Raw genomic sequence first — 15,219 nt, 5'->3', positions numbered from 1 at the left:
GTCAGCCGGCGAACGTGTAGGCCGTCTTGACGGTGGTGTAGAACTCCATGGCGTAGCGGCCCTGCTCGCGCGGGCCGTAGCTCGAGCCCTTGCGGCCGCCGAACGGCACATGGAAGTCGACGCCCGCCGTCGGCAGGTTGACCATCACCATGCCGGCTTCGGAATTGCGCTTGAAATGCGTCGCGTGCTTCAGGCTGGTCGTGCAGATGCCGGAGGTCAGGCCGAACGGCGTGTCGTTGGCCACAGTCAGCGCCTCGTCATAATCCTTGACGCGGATGACATTGGCGACCGGGCCGAAGATTTCTTCGCGCGAGATGCGCATGGCGTTGGTGGCGCCGGTAAACAGCGCCGGCCTGAGATAGAAGCCGGGAGTTTCGCGCTCCAGCCGCTCGCCGCCGAAGGCGAGTTCAGCGCCTTCCTGGCGGCCGATGGCGATATAGTCCTCATCCTGTTTGAGCTGGGTCTGGTCGACGACCGGGCCGATCTGGGTCTTGGCGTCCAGCGCGTCGCCGATGACCAGCTTGTCCAGGCGTTCCTTCATGGCGTCGACGAAGCGGTCGTGGATCCCTTCGGTGACGATGAGGCGCGAGGACGCGGTGCAACGCTGGCCGGTCGAGAAATAGGCGCCGTTGACGGCACAATCGACGGCCACCGCAAGGTCCGCATCGTCGAGCACGACCAGCGGGTTCTTGCCGCCCATCTCGAGCTGGAACTTGCGCATATGCTCGACACTCGCCGCGGCGACACGCTTGCCTGTGCCGACAGAGCCGGTGAAGGAGATGGCGTTGACGTCCGGGCTGTCGAGCATGGCCTGGCCGACGACAGAGCCCTTGCCCATGACGAGGTTGAGAACGCCCTTCGGCAGCCCGGCACGATGCAGGATGTCGACGATGGTCCAGGCACTTTCGGGGACCAGTTCCGCCGGCTTGAAGACGATGGTGTTGCCGTAGGCCAGCGCAGGCGCAATCTTCCAGGCGGGAATGGCGATCGGGAAGTTCCACGGCGTGATGATGCCAACCACGCCGACGCCTTCGCGGGTCATCTCGACACCGACGCCGGGGCGCACGCTCGGCACAAGCTCACCAGACAGCCGCAGCGTCTCGCCGGCGAAGAAGTCGAAGATCTGCGCGGCGCGGATGGTTTCGCCGACGCCTTCGGCCAGGGTCTTGCCTTCTTCGCGAGCGAGAGACCGGCCGATCTCGTCCTTGCGCGCCATGATCTCGTCGGAAGTCTTCTTCAGCACGGCATGGCGCGCCAGCGGGCCGGAGCGCGACCAGGCCGGGAGGGCCGCCTTGGCGGCCGCGATGGCCTGCTTGGCCTCCTCCGGCCCGGCCGAGGCGTATTCGCCGACCACATCGTTGGTGTTCGACGGGTTGATGTTGCGCGAGCCGGCCTCGCCCAGCCACTCGCCGTCGATCAGGTTCTTGCGGAGCACGGTCATCTTCATTCCTTCGAGATTGGCTTGCTTCTTCGAGATTGGCTGGCGTGGCAAAGCGCCGGTCATTTGTCAGACAAATGATATAGCCATGGTCTGCGGAAACGTCTACCCGAGAAGCTTTCGATAAAGGTAGGCGCGCGGCGGTGGAAGTCCACCGGCTTCGTCCGCGCCCCCTGTCACGACAAAGCCCTGACGGCCTCCTTCAGACGGAAAACGACCAGAACAGGCAGGCGAGCGTTGCCGCGGCGAAGATGACGAAGAACAGGCTTCTGAGCAAGATGTTGCGGCGAAGCTCATTCATGGCGAGATGCGCGCCGACGATCGCCGGGACGAACAGGAAGCGCCAGTTGAGAAGGGTCCAAGGCACCTCACGCTGGCCGAGCGCCCATCGAGCGAGAAGCGAACCGACAATGGCGGCGAACAGCACGATCGTTGCCCAGAAGATCGCGTCGGCGGCATGCGTAAGCACAACCCCGGCGGCGCGGATGGGCAGGATCAACATCAACAGCGCGCTGAAGAAATAAATGGCGGCGATGGCCAGGAACGAACCCGCGTCGGCAATGCCGTCGAGGCGCTTAACGCCGAAGGCGCCTTGAGGGTAGCCGTGCTTGGCGACCGCCAGCGACAGCGCCATCAGCAAGGCGCTCAGAACCGTGACCAATGCGAATGTGCCGAGAGCCTTGCTCATGCCGTTCCCTGTCGAGACGAATCACGGGAGTCTAGCAGAGCGCGGCTGCCGAAAACCGCAATTCACCTCGCGGCAGTATCGAAGCGTCAGGGCTCTTGCGAGGCCGAGTGGAGTTCGGCCTTGCGCCGGGCGGTCTCCAGGCCGACGTCGATGAAGCGGCGCGCATGGCGGGCCAATTCCATGTTGTCGGTCCACAATTGCGCCAGATCGCCGTCTTCCTCAAGAGGTTCTCGCCGACGATCTCGGAGGAGAAGGATTCGCGTCGAGCACGACAGCGCAGGCGGGGCCGGTGCAGGCGTGGCGACGACGCTGGTCTTGTCCGGGATATTGGCCGATCTAGGCGACCTGACCGGTCCGATTACACATTGGACGCCTTCCGCCGGCGCTGACCTATCCGATGCGAGCGCCGCTTGCCGGATCGAACAGATGCAGCGCCGCTGGGTCGGCGGCGAGGCGGACCGCGTCGCCCGGTTTGACATTGCTGCGGCCCATGACGAAGACGCAGATCTGCTGGTTGGCCAGCCTGACATAGAATTGCGTCGACAGGCCGAGCGGCTCGACGACCTCGACCTGACCTTTCAGCGGGCCGTCGTCGGCCAGCCGGATGTGTTCCGGCCGCAGCCCGACGGTCAGCGCATCGCCATCCTTCAGCGGCAATCCGTCCGGCAGCCTCAGCTTCTGGCCGTCGGCCAGCACGGCATCGACCTTGCCGCCCTTGGCGACCTTTGCCGGCAAAAAATTCATGCCGGGCGAGCCGATGAACCCGGCGACGAAAGTGTTGGCGGGACGATCGTAGAGCTCCAGCGGATGACCGACCTGCTGCACATAGCCGTCATGCATGACGACGATGCGGTCGGCCATGGTCATCGCCTCGACCTGGTCGTGCGTGACATAGACCGAGGTCGTCTTCAGCTGCTGGTGCAGCGCCTTGATCTCGGCGCGCATGTGGACGCGCAGCTTGGCGTCGAGGTTCGACAGCGGCTCGTCGAACAGGAAGACTTTGGGATCGCGCACGATGGCGCGGCCCATGGCGACGCGCTGGCGCTGACCGCCGGAAAGCTGGCGCGGCAGGCGGCCGAGAAACGTCTCCAGACCGAGGCGCTTGGCGGCGGCGCCCACCCTGCCGTCGATCGTCGTCTTCTCGGCCTTCTTCAGCATCAGGCTGAAGCCCATGTTCGAGGAGACGTCCATATGCGGGTAGAGCGCATAGGACTGAAACACCATAGCGATGTCGCGGTCCTTCGGCGCCACATCGTTGACCAGCCGCTCGCCGATTCGGATCTCGCCGCCGGTGACCTCCTCCAGGCCGGCGATCATGCGCAGCAGCGTTGACTTGCCACAGCCGGACGGGCCGACCAGCACGACGAACTCGCCGTCGGCGATCTCGAGATCGACGCCGTGCAGGATGCGCAGCGCTCCATAGTCCTTCTCGACATGTTGCAGCGTGACGGAAGCCATCGATTATCCTTTGACAGCGCCGGCGGTAAGGCCGGTGACGAGATAGCGTTGCAGGAAGGCGAAGAAGATGCAGACCGGGATCAGCGCCAGGATGGAGGCCGCCATCATCTGCCCCCAGTCGACGGCGAACTTGCCGATGAAGGTGAGCAGGCCGACGGCAAAGGTCTTCTGCTCGTCGCTGGAGATCAGCATCAGCGCGAACAGCAATTCGCTCCAAGCGGCGGTGAAGACGAAGCCGAGCGTCGCCCCCATGCCGGGCAAGGTGAGCGGCACGATCACCCGGCGCATGGCCTGGGCGCGCGTGCAGCCGTCGATCATCGCCGCCTCCTCCAGATCCTTCGGAATGCTGTCGAAGAAGGACTGCATGAGGAAGGTGGCGAAGGCGGTGTTGAAGGCGGTGTAGATGATGATCAGCCCGGTCAGGCTGTTGGTCAGGCCGAGATCGCCCATGATGCGGTAGATCGGCGGGATGACCATGACCAACGGGAAAGTCTGGGTCAGCAAGAGCAGGATCGCTAAAGTGGCCTTGCCGCGGAAGGTAAAGCGCGACATCGCATAGCCGGCAAGCGTGGCGATGACCGTGACCAGTGCCGCCGTCGACACCGAGACGATGACGCTGTTCAAGAAGTAGCGCGGGAAGTCGGAAGCCTCCAGCACGGTGTCGAAGTTCTTGAGCGTCATTTCCGATGGCCAGAAGGTTATGCCTTCGGAATAGAGCAGCCGCTCCGGCGTCACAGAGATCTTCAGCGTCCAGAAGATCGGGAACAGCGCGAAGACGACATAGGCGGCGATCGCGGCGTAGAGGCCGATGCCGCCAGCGATGCGCGAGGAGGTGGAGCGGCCGGCAATCATCAGACATGCCTCACAAGCGTGCGGCGGATGGCGATCAGGCCAACCGCATAGGCAATGAGCAGCACCAGCAGCAGCACCGCGACTGCGGACGCATAGCCTTTGTCCAGCGACTTGAAGGCGCTGACATAGATGTAGACCGGCACCGTGCTGGTCGAGCCTGCCGGTCCGCCCTCGGTCATGACGAAGATCAGGTCGGCGAAGGTCGCGATCCAGATGGTGCGCAGCATGACGGTGATGACGATGGTCGGCGCCAGGAACGGCAGCGTCACCTTGGTGAAGCGCTGCCAGGGCGAGGCGCCGTCGATGGCTGCCGCCTCATGCAGTTCCGACGGGATCGACTTCAACGCCGCAAGCAGAGTGATGGCGAAGAAGGGAATGCCGAACCAGATGTTGGCGACGATCGGCCCCCACATAGCTGTGGCCGGATCGGAAAGCACGTTGGTCGGCTCGGCCTTCAGGCCGAGCGCGAAAAGCCAGTGCGGCAGCGGGCCGATGATCGGGTTGAACAGCCAGGCCCAGGTAAGGCCGGAAAGAAAGGACGGCACCGCCCAGGGCAGGAACACCACGGCCTGCACGACCTTGCGGCCATAAAAGGGCTTGTCGAGCAGCAGCGCCAGACCAAGCCCGAGGAAGAACTGGAAGAACAGGCTGGCGGCCGTCCACCAAAGCGTGTTGACCAGCGCCTGGCCGAGCACCGCGTCGGAGAGCATCGCCTGGTACTGGCCGAGCCCGACATATTCCGATTTGAAGGCGGAGAATTTGCGGAAGGAATAGCTGATGCCGATGATCAGCGGCACCAGGAGCACGACGACCAGCAGGACGATAGCCGGCGAAAGATAGAGCCAGGGCTCGATCGCGGCCTTGCTCAGCCGCTTCTTGCGCGGCCGGCCGGTCGATCGGATTTCGGACACTGCGTAGGTCATTCGATTTGGCTCTACGGGTGATGGTGAGGCCAGCGTGGCGACAGCGTCCTTCTCCCCGTTCACGGGGAGAAGACGCCGGTTCACCCTCCGTAGCTGCAGCGCAGCTGCTGCGGAGGAGGGCAGGCAGATGAGGAGCGGAGGCGACTTTCAGGATTCGGCGCTGCCCTCATCCGTCACTAGTCCGTGAATGTCGTTCTCCCAAAACCGCTTCGCACTTTTGGGCGACATTCATCGGGTGACACCTTCTCCCCGCAAGCGGGGAGAAGGAAGAAAGGTCACTTCTTGTTCTTGGCTAGCCAGGCCTGCTGCTCCTTGGTCAGGAACGCCGCCCACTCGTCGGCCACCTGCTTGGCCGGCTTCTGGCCAAGCAGCACTTCCTGGAAGTTCTTGATCGCCACCTGGTCGACGAAGTTGCCGAGGTTTTCCAGATGGGTCGGCGGCGTCACCATTTCATATTTCGAGCTGTCGTTGAGCTCGGTGAACCAGCCCTTGAACTGCTCGGTCTTGAAGTGGGCGTCCTGATCGGCGCCGTTGTGGATCGGGACGACGCCGACTTCCTTGGCCCATTCCAGATTGTCCTTGGGCGACAGCAGCGTCGCCATCAGCTTCCAGGCTTCGTCCTTGTGCTGCGAATTGGCGAACATCGCCCAGCCGGCATAGCCCAGCGTCGGATAGGATTTGCCGCTCGGGCCGACCGGCAGCGGCGCGACCGCAAAGTCGTCGGCGCTCATCTTGTCGGCGATGCCGAGCAGCGCGTCCGGATCCTGGTTGAGCATGGCGCAGGTGCCGGAATAGAAGCCGGTCACCGTCTCGTTGAAGCCCCAGCTCACGGAATCCTTCGGCGCCAGGCCGTTCTTGTACATGTCGGCCAGCATCTGCAGCCCCTTGACCGAGCCCTCCTCGTTGATGGTCGAAGTGCCGTCCTCGGTGAAGTAGCCCCCCTTGCCGTTGGCGATGTTCATGAACATGTGCATGCCGTTGAAGGCGCCGGGCCCGCCGCGCAGGCAATAGCCGTATTTGCCGGGGATGGCGGAGATCTTTTTGGAGAACTCGACGAACTCGTCGAGGTTTTCCGGCGGACGGTCAAGACCCGCTTCCTTGAACAGCTTCTTGTTCCAGAACAGCGCGTTCACATAGTAGCCGTAAGGGATCATGAACTGGGTGTTGTTGACTGTCGAGCCGAACTGCTTGGCCCGGTCGCCGAGCGTCTTGGCGTCGTCCCATTTGGCCATGTAGGGGCCGAGATCCTCGAGCTGGCCGTTGTTGGCATAGAGGCCCATCCAGCGCTCCGGCATCTCGACCACGTCGGGCGTGTCGCCGGCCTGAACCATGGTGAGAAACTTCTCGAACGCCTGGCCCCAGGGCAGCGAGACGAGCTCGACCTTGATCCCGGGATTGGCCTGCTCGAATTCGGCGATCTGCTTCTTCAGGAATTCGGTGCGCGGCGGGCTGGTGATGACCTCGACCATCTTGATGGTGGTGTCGGCCAGCGCGGCCCCGGCGGAAATCGCGAGGCCGGCAGCGGCGGCAAGCAGGATTGTCAGTCTTTTCATGTTCGGAACTCCCATTTTGAACACCTTATTTTTTTGCCTTGTCGAAGGCCTGGGCGATGTCGGCCCAGAGGTCCTCGACGTTCTCCAATCCGACATTGAAGCGGATGGTTCGGGGGCTGACGCCGAAGCGCGCCATCGAATTGAGACCCGGCGTCTGCTCGAGCGAGGCCTTGGCGGGCACGACCAGGCTTTCATGGCCGCCCCAGCTGACGCCGATGCGGAACAGCTTCAGCGCATCGACGAAAGCCGGAATGTCGACATCTTCCGCGACCTCGAAAGAGAACAGCCCGGCATAGCCGGCAAGCGTCTTCTTGCCGGGATGATTGGAGTAGGCGGGATGGTTGACCCGCTCGACCTTGCCATGCGCCTTCAGCCGCTCGGCGAGCGTGAGACCGCTCTTCATATGATGCGGCAACCGCAGCGGCAGCGTGCGCAGGCCGCGCAGCAGAAGCCAGCCCTCGAAAGGCGACAGCTTGCCGCCAAGCGACGAATAGGTCTGCTCGTTGATGTGCTTGATATGCGCGGCCGAGCCCGCCACCACGCCAGCGACGGTGTCGCTGTGGCCGCCGAGATATTTCGAAGCCGAGTGCAGCACCAGATCGACACCATGCGAAATCGGCTTCTGGAAGACGGGCGTCGCCCAGGAATTGTCGATGGTGGTGACGATGCCCCGCTCCTTGGCCAGCCGGGTCAGGTGCTCAATGTCCTGCAGCTCGAACATCATCGAGGTGGGGCTTTCGAGGTAGAGCAGCTTGGCGCCCGGAAGCGCCGCCGCCACCGCATCGGGGTCCGAGCCGTCGACATAGTCGACCTTGATTTGCAAGCGCGGGAACAGGCGCTCGAACAGGCGGTAAGCGTCGCCATAGCAGTTGCGTACGGCAACGATCCGCTCGCCGGCGCCGACGAAGGCAAGCACGGTGGCGCTGATAGCCGCCATGCCGCTGGAGAAGCCCCGCGCGGCTTCCGCGCCTTCCAAGGCCGCAACACGCGCCTCGAATTCCATCACCGTTGGGTTGTCGCCGCGCGAATAGATCGGCTGCCTTCTCCTGCCGGCAAAGGTGTCGGCCATGTCGGCGTAATTGTCGAAGGTGAAGAGCGATGTCTGGTAGATCGGCGGCACCACAGCGCCGCCGGGGAACGGATCGTCATGCGCGAGAAGAGTCGCCGCCTCGCCGAGATAGTCGCTGGCCAAAGAAGCCGGGTCGAACCCTGTGGGATGCTCGTTCATTTGCGGTCCAAAAGCTTGAGGTTGGCGGCGCCGCGCTTGAGGTCGTTTTCGACAGTAGCGATGAGCTTCAGCGCTTCGGCCCGGGCTCCCTCCGGGTCGTGCGCGGCGATGCAGTCGAAGATGGTGCGGTGATAGGGAAAGCTGGCATGGCCGAAATCGCGCACGCCGAGCGGATGCTCCCAGAAGCGGTGGAACAGCTCGTGCATGGCGCTGATGATCTGCTCGAACAGCGGATTGCCGGAGGCGCGGTAGACCGACTGGTGGAACTCCCAGTCTTCCTCCGACGACATGCCGGCGCGGCTGTGGAAGGCTTCTTCCATGATGTCGAGCTTGCGCTCGATCTCGGCGACCTCAGCCTTGCCGGCGCGGACGGCGCAAAGAGCGGCGGCCTCGGCCTCCAGCGCGCGGCGGATCTCCAGGGTGCGCATCAGGCCGCCGAAGTCGTTGCCGCCGGCAAGGGTCAGCGGCATGTGCAGCATGTCGGGCGAGACCGCCGCCTTGAGGTAAGTGCCGCTGCCCTGGCGCCGCTCGACGAGGCCCAGCCCCTCCCAGCGGGTGAGTGCCTCGCGAACCGTGTTGCGGCTGACCTTAAGGCGCTCGGCCAGGATGCGCTCGGTCGGCAGTTTTTCACCGGGACCCAACGCCTCCTGCCGCACGAAGCCGGCCAACGCCTTCAGGACCGCATCATCGCGGGCCGTCGTCTGGATCGGCGGGAGAGGGTCGGTCACGCTGGTGAATTCCGAAAGTGGTTCAATGGTCCAACCAATTCCTGCATGAACGAAGAGGTGAGTCAACCACGCATGGTGCGATTCGACGATTTCGATCGGCAGCCGACACTGCGCGAGCGGCGTCAGCCGCTCACGCGCCGAGCTTCGCTCCAAGCTGCTCGACTTGAAACGGAGCGACCTGCGGCGGACCGTCGAGGACCCCTTGCGACTGCAAGGCAGCCTGCCCGAGTTCGGTCAGAGCGTAGATGCCGCGCTCGGCCCTGGCGAACCAGCCATAATAGTTGTGCAGCAGGATGCTGGCCGCGCGGGGGGCAACGAGTTTCAAATCGCGCGGCCGCTTCGGGCCGTCGGCCATGGCGGCGGCGCAGGCAATTGCTTCCTGGCGGTATGCGGTCATGATCGGCTTTTGCCGCGTGCTGCCGCCGATGGACGGATCGCCCTTGCGGCGGTGATGCTCCTCGACCAGCCGCGAGCGCCGCCTCGGGTCGCGCCGCGGCGGCACGGCGGCCGGGCTGAGCAGCAACTCGACCTTGCCTTTCCCGTCGACCGCGAGCAGGCCGAAGCCGAGCCGGCGGCAGAGCGCGCGAAAACGCCGATCGTGCTCGCGGCCCTTGCCGCGCGCCGACATCCGCGCGGCGAGCCAGACCTCGTCGCAGGCCGCCGCCCGATCGACGCCTTGCAGAACGAGCTCGAGATTGAACTGCAGCTTCAGCTCGCAGATGACGACCACGGGCGGCTCGCCTTCGCGCAACCCGACGATGTCGCAGCCGCCGACCTCGCCTTTGACGGTGAAGTCGAGGCTCTCGAGGAACCGCTTCACCGGTGCATAGAGGGACGTTTCCTGCATGGGAGAGGCATAGCCGATTCGAGCCCGGCCGACACGGCAGAAGGCGACGCGACCGCCCGCCGCTATTGCTTGGCGAACTGGCCCCTATAGGTCTGGCCGGCAAGCGTGTAGGTGCCGGCCAGCGTTCCGTCAGGCTGCATCGTAAACGTGATGTCTGCGCCGTTCGGCAGGCGTCCAAGCTTTAATGTGTTCCCGGCGATCCTGCCGGCGCCGTCGGCGATCCCCGGCTTGTTGTCGGCCATATCGCCCCACGCGTAGCTGACCGTCACCTGCCCGGCCGGTGAAACGGTCAGCACGGCCAGCTTGCCTTCAAAGGTGCCATCCAGCCGTCCCGCCCAAATGCCTGAAAACGCCGCATATCGGGCGGGGACACTCTTGCCCGGAGGCGTGACCGCCACGGTTTGGTCGAGCACCGCAGTGTCCGGGACAGCGGAAGCCGCGACAGCAGCCGGGGCAGGTTGAGGAGGAGGCGGGGCCTCGGATACCGATTCACAAGCGACAAGCGCCAATGCCGCGAAACCGAGCATCACAGAAAGACTGTTTGGTGGAGCCAATCGGAATCGAACCGACGACCTCTTGAATGCCATTCATACGGCCTTTCTTTCGTTCTGTTTCCGTTCGTTGCAGCCAGTATCCGGAAAGCTATTGTTTTCAATGCAAATCGGTTACAGTATTTCTTGCTGTATCGCGGCGCTTCCGTTTTTGGGGTGCCCCGGTGGTGCCCAGCTCGAAAATGGTGCTGCAATGTCCGAACTCGGCAAGACGGTCAAGATTACCAAGCGTCTGGTTGACGCCACAAGGCCGAACGGCACTGATTTCTACATCTTCGATAGCGAGCTGATCGGGTTTGGTCTTCGCGTCCGGGCAACTGGCGGCATGTCTTATATCGTGCGTTATCGCGCTGGCTCAGGTCGATCGGCGCCGGTCAAGCGCGTGACGATTGCCAAGGTGGGTAAGGTGACGCCAGACCAGGCCCGCGACGTGGCGAAAGACCTTCTGGCTTCAGTTGTCAAAGGCCAAGACCCATCACGGGATAGAGCAGAGGAACGTGGCGCTATCACCTTTGCCAAGCTTGCTGAAGCCTTCCTTGATCACATCGAGGCGATCAAGAAACCGAACACGCATGCTCAATACGCGCACATGCTGAACGCCTACGCGGTGCCGCGCCTCGGAACCCGCAAGGCCGTCGCCGTGACGCCGAGCGACATTGCCGCACTGGTGCTCAGCCTCAAGGCCAAGCCGACGACGGCGAACCGCGTTCGCGACGTGGTTAGCTCGATGTATGGATGGGCAGTGAAGGGCAAGATTCTCCCCAAAATGGAAAACCCTGCGGCTGGCATTGCCAAATACCGCGAGGCCAAGCGTGAGCGCTTCCTGACCTCGGATGAACTCTTGCGGCTCGGCGATGCCATCCGCGAAGCTGAGACGGTCGGCATTGCCTGGGAACCAGATCCCGATAAGAAGGCGAAGCATGCGCCAAAAGCTGAAAATCGGCGGGTCAAGATCGATCCGGCATCGGCCGCCGCTCTGCGGCTGTTCATCCTTACCGGCGCGCGCCTGCGAGAAATCCTGCACCTTGAATGGATCATGGTGGATCTTGAGCGCGGGCTGCTGCTGCTCCCTGACAGCAAGACCGGCCAGAAGACTATCATCTTGAATGCCCCGGCTCAGATGGTGCTGGCTGATCTCCCGCGCGTCGATCGATACGTGATCCCCGGCAAGCCCAAGACGCTCAAAGGCGGGAAGATTGAAAGCCGGCCGCGCTCAGACCTCAAGCGACCGTGGCAGATGGTGCGGAAGCGTGCTGGCCTGGTTGGTGATGCTGACAACCCGAATTTCCGTGTGCGCATTCATGACTTGCGGCATACCCATGCCTCCATCGGCGTAGGCGCCAATATCGGGCTGCCAATCGTCGGCAAGCTGTTGGGGCATACGCAGGCCCGCACAACCGAACGGTATGCACACCTGCACGCCGATCCGTTGCGCAAGGCGTCCGACGCCATAGGAAACACCATCGCTGCGGCGATGGGCGAAGAAAAGAAGTCCGCCGAAGTCATCCCCTTGAAGAAGGACAAGACCGGCTAACAGTTCGCAGGGATAGGCCGGCCAGCCGACAAACCGGGGTGCACCTCCCGGCTTCCCTGCGACCCTTTCGAGGTGCTCGCGAGGTGCAGCGATGGAACAACAAGTTTGGGTTCCGTTTTTGGAAGCGGTCGAGCGCGCTTGTCGGCGATTGTTTCTGACTGATTTCAAAGCGAAGCCACTTCTACGCGCTGCCTGCGATACGAGCCGCATTGCAGCTCGTGGGCGGTACGAAGAGCGTGGGCAAATTGTCTTCAGCGGCACCGCCGACTTGTCTCAAGATCCAACTTTTTTGAAGGTAGGCAGCCATTACTATGTCAGAGAAATTTACCCTGCAGAGATCGATCTGACGAGCCTTCAGGCCTGGATTGTCTCGATGGAAAGTGACCGGTATCCATCGTTCGCAGCCGCAAGACCCGACCATGCAATAAATGAACTGCCATCCATCCAAAGCGAACCCAAGCTCGGCGTCGTCGGTCCCGCCGCTGAAAACAGCGGTGGAACAGCGGCGGCTAGACGAAACAGACAGCCCGAGGGTCAAGCTCTGGTGCAGCCGTTCTTGACCGCACTTTGGCCCGTCGGCATCCCTCCCCGGACGGAGTTAAAGGATGCGGAGTTGGTGCAGGCTGTTGCCAACGCAATGGATATAGCTTGGAAAGAAAAAAAGCCTGTGCCCGGAGTGAACCGCCGAACCCCCAGCGCAGAAACCATACTGAGAGCGGCCGGCCGTAGGAAATAGCACCCTTCCGCCAATACAGTTCTCTCGAAGACAGTAGCGATTTGGCAGTTAAGGCAAGTAAGGCGCGTAAGACGTTTGCCTTAGTTGCAAAATGACTGTCCGCACAGTGCCGTTGCATGTTGCCTCTACGCCTACGGATTTTCCGGGCGGTTGAATGAGGCAAACACTATGTCAATCACAGGCGTTGAAGCCCCCAAGACCCTCCGTACCGACGGTGCGGCACGTTACGTCGGGCTCTCTGTTTCCACTCTTGAAAAACTCCGCCTGACCGGCGCCGGCCCCGAGTACATCAAGCTCGGCCGCACGGTCGTCTACAAGCCCGAAGACCTCGATGCCTGGATTGACGGCAACCGCCGCAAGTCCACTTCGGTAGCGGCCTGACGGAGGTGCGAGCACATGCATCTCCATAGCGAAACCGCCGCACCCTGGCAGGGGAACGGCGGCTCTGTAGAAACGAAAGCTGTAGCGGCTCATTTCTACCCCACCCAGGCTGAAACTGCAATTGCTATCGATGACGGCACATACGCAATCGCCGTTATTTCGGCGCGCTTTCAGTTGGCTCCGGCAACCGCATTCGAGATCTGCCGATTGGCAGGGCTGGGGGTGCGCTGATGGCGAAAGCAACTATTGCTCAGCGTCGCGCAAAGGCCCCTGCTCTAACCGCCGAACGGGCACGGGAACTGCTCCTCTACGATCCCGAGACAGGCGCTCTTACGTGGCGGGTTGCGAGGGGCTGCCAACGCGGCGCCCTCGCCGGCACCCGCACTGCCGATGGATACACCCAGGTTGAAATCGACTATCGCCTATATCGGGCTCACCGCGTCATCTGGCTTATGCAAACCGGGAAGTGGCCGAAGCATCTGCTCGACCATCGCAACGGAATGCGGGCCGATAATCGGTGGAAAAACCTTCGCGAGGCGACCCACCTCCAGAACTCAAGGAATCGACGCCCGGGCAAGGCAAATTCCAGCGGCACTGTAGGGGTTTCCTTCGTCACCAGCGTTCAACGCTGGGAAGCGTATATCGGCCTGGATAGCCGTTGCATCACCCTTGGTCGATTTGCCGATAAAGAGGAGGCAATCTCAGCCCGGCGCCAAGCCGAGCTTCACCACTTCGGAGAGTTCGCCGCCGCAAGTTCTTGTGGGGGGACGGTCGAATGAGGAAAGCCGCCCGCCAGTTTCACAAGGTCAGCCCGGACGTATGGCGCTCTAGGAGGTTCCTAGCCCTCACCGCCGAAGAGCGGCTGCTGTGGTTCTATTTCAGCACTGGGCCGCACCAGACTAGCGCGGGCTGCTGCAAGCTGCCTGCCGCCTACGCTGTGGCGGATCTCGGCTGGCTCATGGATCAGTACCTCGAAAACCTCGCGGCGCTGGTGGGCGGTGACCTGGTCGTCCACGACCCCGAGACGGATGAGATCTACGTTTGCCGGTGGTTCAAGACCTCGCCGCCGACAAACGGCAAGCACGCCGCCGGAATCTACAACCACATCTGCAAGCTTGAGAGCCCTGCCGTTCAGGACCGGGTAGAGCGGGAGTTTGCGGAGACCGAATATGGGGGCGCCTACATCACGGCGCCCTCAATCGCCAACTCCTCCAGCCCGTTTTGAGGTGACAGGCTATGGATAGGCTATCGATAGGGTCTCGATATAAGAAGAAGCAGATACAGATACAGAAGCAAAAGCAGATTCCAGAAACAGAACCAAAAGAAGATTCAGAACCAAAACCAGAGCCCCCTTTCGGGGGATGGCTTAGGAGGGAAGAGAATTCCAGAGCCGAAGTCGGCGCTCCAGCTTCCTGCTTCGCTGATCTTCATCAGCCTGCGCTTGGCTGCTTTCGCTCGCGCCTGGCTGTGTCGTATGCGGTCGCAAAGTGCGATGGCAACAGCGATCCCGCAATTCTCATCAAGCATTGCCTCTGCTTCCTTCAGAGAGAGTTCCGCGCGTTTCGCGTGTTGCCGCGCCGTCGCCATCTCCAAAACTACAAGTTCAACCATTATCCCGCATTCCGTGGGTTCGCAGTCCCTTCAAAGAGAAAACCGGTGCGCGCTGGGATAGTTCCCGGCGCCGTCACATGCCGCGTCGGCCCCACTGAAAACAGTGGCGGAACAGTGGGCGAGAGGATTTAGGATGCACGATATCCATAGGACTTGGCCCAAGCCAATCAAGGTCAGCGCTGCCGCGTCCAGAGCCGGTACCGTTCCGGAGACGATCGTTCGATGGTGCAAGCGCGACGGCATCGGAAAGCAGTTGCGCCCAAAGGCCCCATGGCGTGTTGATCCCGTGGGCTTGGCTATCGTCATGGCGGGAGACGGAGTGGCCCTCGCTATCTTCCAAAGCGGTGACCTATCGCACCGACACATTCAGCAATACGCCGAGACGGCGAGGATGCTCGAACTTCGAAGGCGGGCATGAGTGCTAAATGTCGGTAAATGTCTGATGTTGTTTTATATTCTGGTGCCCGTCGAGTTGTGACCGGGGCGCGTGAAAACTAAAATTCCCTCATGTCCATCAAGGGGAAACCCATGCGCTCCACCACCGGAATGCCTGACCGCATTCGCGTCCGCGTATACGCCGACGAGAAGGCCGCGATGCTTGAAGCGGCGGCCAAGCGTGGCCTGAACCTGTCTGATTTCATCAGGCAGATCGCCAGCGAAGCAACGAAGGCCTGTGCGTGAGGAGAGTGGA

The 15,219-nt window shown here is 62.4% G+C and carries 18 protein-coding genes and 1 pseudogene; 7 read left to right on the top strand and 12 right to left on the bottom strand.

Going from position 1 to position 15,219, the window contains the following annotated elements; all coding sequences use genetic code 11:
* Position 1: 1 nt before the first annotated feature.
* From EOA79_RS04670 to EOA79_RS04615, 11 genes and pseudogenes are all read right to left on the bottom strand, one after another.
* Positions 2-1,441, bottom strand: coding sequence for an aldehyde dehydrogenase family protein (locus tag EOA79_RS04670; protein WP_127335304.1), 1,440 nt, complete (start codon positions 1,439-1,441; stop codon positions 2-4).
* A 199-nt stretch (positions 1,442-1,640) separates the two neighbouring features.
* On the bottom strand, positions 1,641-2,126 hold the full coding sequence (locus EOA79_RS04665; protein ID WP_095824342.1) for a hypothetical protein: 486 nt from the start codon (positions 2,124-2,126) through the stop codon (positions 1,641-1,643).
* Between the two features lie 86 nt (positions 2,127-2,212).
* Positions 2,213-2,385: pseudogene (locus tag EOA79_RS04660) on the bottom strand (sugar phosphate isomerase/epimerase); the annotation flags it as partial.
* A 131-nt stretch (positions 2,386-2,516) separates the two neighbouring features.
* A complete protein-coding gene (gene ugpC, locus EOA79_RS04650) occupies positions 2,517-3,584 on the bottom strand; it encodes a sn-glycerol-3-phosphate ABC transporter ATP-binding protein UgpC (RefSeq protein ID WP_067324205.1) in 1,068 nt (355 codons plus the stop codon).
* A 3-nt stretch (positions 3,585-3,587) separates the two neighbouring features.
* The gene (locus EOA79_RS04645) at positions 3,588-4,436 is read right to left on the bottom strand and encodes a carbohydrate ABC transporter permease (protein ID WP_067324203.1); all 849 of its coding nucleotides are present in this window, start codon (positions 4,434-4,436) and stop codon (positions 3,588-3,590) included.
* Positions 4,436-5,359, bottom strand: coding sequence for a sugar ABC transporter permease (locus tag EOA79_RS04640; RefSeq protein WP_095777012.1), 924 nt, complete (start codon positions 5,357-5,359; stop codon positions 4,436-4,438). Before EOA79_RS04640 ends, EOA79_RS04645 begins: the two co-directional genes overlap by 1 nt.
* 275 nt (positions 5,360-5,634) lie before the next feature.
* Positions 5,635-6,912 (bottom strand): sugar ABC transporter substrate-binding protein, encoded by a 1,278-nt coding sequence (locus EOA79_RS04635; RefSeq protein ID WP_095824418.1) that lies wholly within the window; start codon positions 6,910-6,912, stop codon positions 5,635-5,637.
* Between the two features lie 25 nt (positions 6,913-6,937).
* Positions 6,938-8,140: a PLP-dependent transferase gene (locus EOA79_RS04630; protein ID WP_095824343.1), complete on the bottom strand. Its 1,203-nt coding sequence runs from the start codon at positions 8,138-8,140 to the stop codon at positions 6,938-6,940.
* A complete protein-coding gene (locus tag EOA79_RS04625; protein ID WP_095824419.1) occupies positions 8,137-8,868 on the bottom strand; it encodes a FadR/GntR family transcriptional regulator in 732 nt (243 codons plus the stop codon). Before EOA79_RS04625 ends, EOA79_RS04630 begins: the two co-directional genes overlap by 4 nt.
* 130 nt (positions 8,869-8,998) lie before the next feature.
* Positions 8,999-9,715 (bottom strand): DUF2161 family putative PD-(D/E)XK-type phosphodiesterase, encoded by a 717-nt coding sequence (locus tag EOA79_RS04620; protein ID WP_067324197.1) that lies wholly within the window; start codon positions 9,713-9,715, stop codon positions 8,999-9,001.
* 62 nt (positions 9,716-9,777) lie between these two features.
* Complete coding sequence (locus EOA79_RS04615) at positions 9,778-10,128, bottom strand: hypothetical protein (RefSeq protein WP_245322336.1); 351 nt, start codon at positions 10,126-10,128, stop codon at positions 9,778-9,780.
* 163 nt (positions 10,129-10,291) lie between these two features.
* Between EOA79_RS04615 and EOA79_RS04610 the strand changes: the two genes are divergently transcribed.
* From EOA79_RS04610 to EOA79_RS04585, 6 genes are all read left to right on the top strand, one after another.
* Positions 10,292-11,800 carry a site-specific integrase gene (locus tag EOA79_RS04610; RefSeq protein WP_245489838.1) on the top strand — a complete coding sequence of 503 codons (1,509 nt, stop codon included), beginning with the start codon at positions 10,292-10,294 and terminating at the stop codon, positions 11,798-11,800.
* A gap of 91 nt (positions 11,801-11,891) precedes the next feature.
* The gene (locus EOA79_RS04605; RefSeq protein WP_128292914.1) at positions 11,892-12,536 is read left to right on the top strand and encodes a hypothetical protein; all 645 of its coding nucleotides are present in this window, start codon (positions 11,892-11,894) and stop codon (positions 12,534-12,536) included.
* A 168-nt stretch (positions 12,537-12,704) separates the two neighbouring features.
* Entirely contained in the window at positions 12,705-12,917 is a 213-nt protein-coding gene (locus EOA79_RS04600; RefSeq protein WP_128292912.1) for a helix-turn-helix domain-containing protein, read from the top strand.
* A 15-nt stretch (positions 12,918-12,932) separates the two neighbouring features.
* Positions 12,933-13,148, top strand: a complete 216-nt coding sequence (locus tag EOA79_RS04595; protein WP_128292910.1) for a hypothetical protein — start codon at positions 12,933-12,935, stop codon at positions 13,146-13,148.
* The gene (locus tag EOA79_RS04590) at positions 13,148-13,696 is read left to right on the top strand and encodes an HNH endonuclease signature motif containing protein (RefSeq protein WP_128292909.1); all 549 of its coding nucleotides are present in this window, start codon (positions 13,148-13,150) and stop codon (positions 13,694-13,696) included. Before EOA79_RS04595 ends, EOA79_RS04590 begins: the two co-directional genes overlap by 1 nt.
* A complete protein-coding gene (locus EOA79_RS04585) occupies positions 13,693-14,142 on the top strand; it encodes a hypothetical protein (protein ID WP_128292907.1) in 450 nt (149 codons plus the stop codon). The genes EOA79_RS04590 and EOA79_RS04585 overlap by 4 nt, the downstream gene beginning before the upstream one ends.
* A 104-nt stretch (positions 14,143-14,246) precedes the next feature.
* Here EOA79_RS04585 and EOA79_RS04580 read toward each other — a convergent pair whose 3' ends face one another.
* Entirely contained in the window at positions 14,247-14,528 is a 282-nt protein-coding gene (locus tag EOA79_RS04580) for a hypothetical protein (protein WP_206639229.1), read from the bottom strand.
* 528 nt (positions 14,529-15,056) lie between these two features.
* Between EOA79_RS04580 and EOA79_RS04575 the strand changes: the two genes are divergently transcribed.
* Positions 15,057-15,209, top strand: coding sequence for a DUF1778 domain-containing protein (locus tag EOA79_RS04575; protein WP_164893820.1), 153 nt, complete (start codon positions 15,057-15,059; stop codon positions 15,207-15,209).
* The last annotated feature ends 10 nt before the right edge of the window (positions 15,210-15,219 follow it).

This window comes from Mesorhizobium sp. M1A.F.Ca.IN.020.03.2.1 (genome assembly GCF_004023205.1).
Taxonomy (GTDB): domain Bacteria; phylum Pseudomonadota; class Alphaproteobacteria; order Rhizobiales; family Rhizobiaceae; genus Mesorhizobium.
The sequence above is the reverse complement of the archived record's forward strand: the minus strand, read 5'-3'. Positions and strand labels throughout refer to the sequence as shown.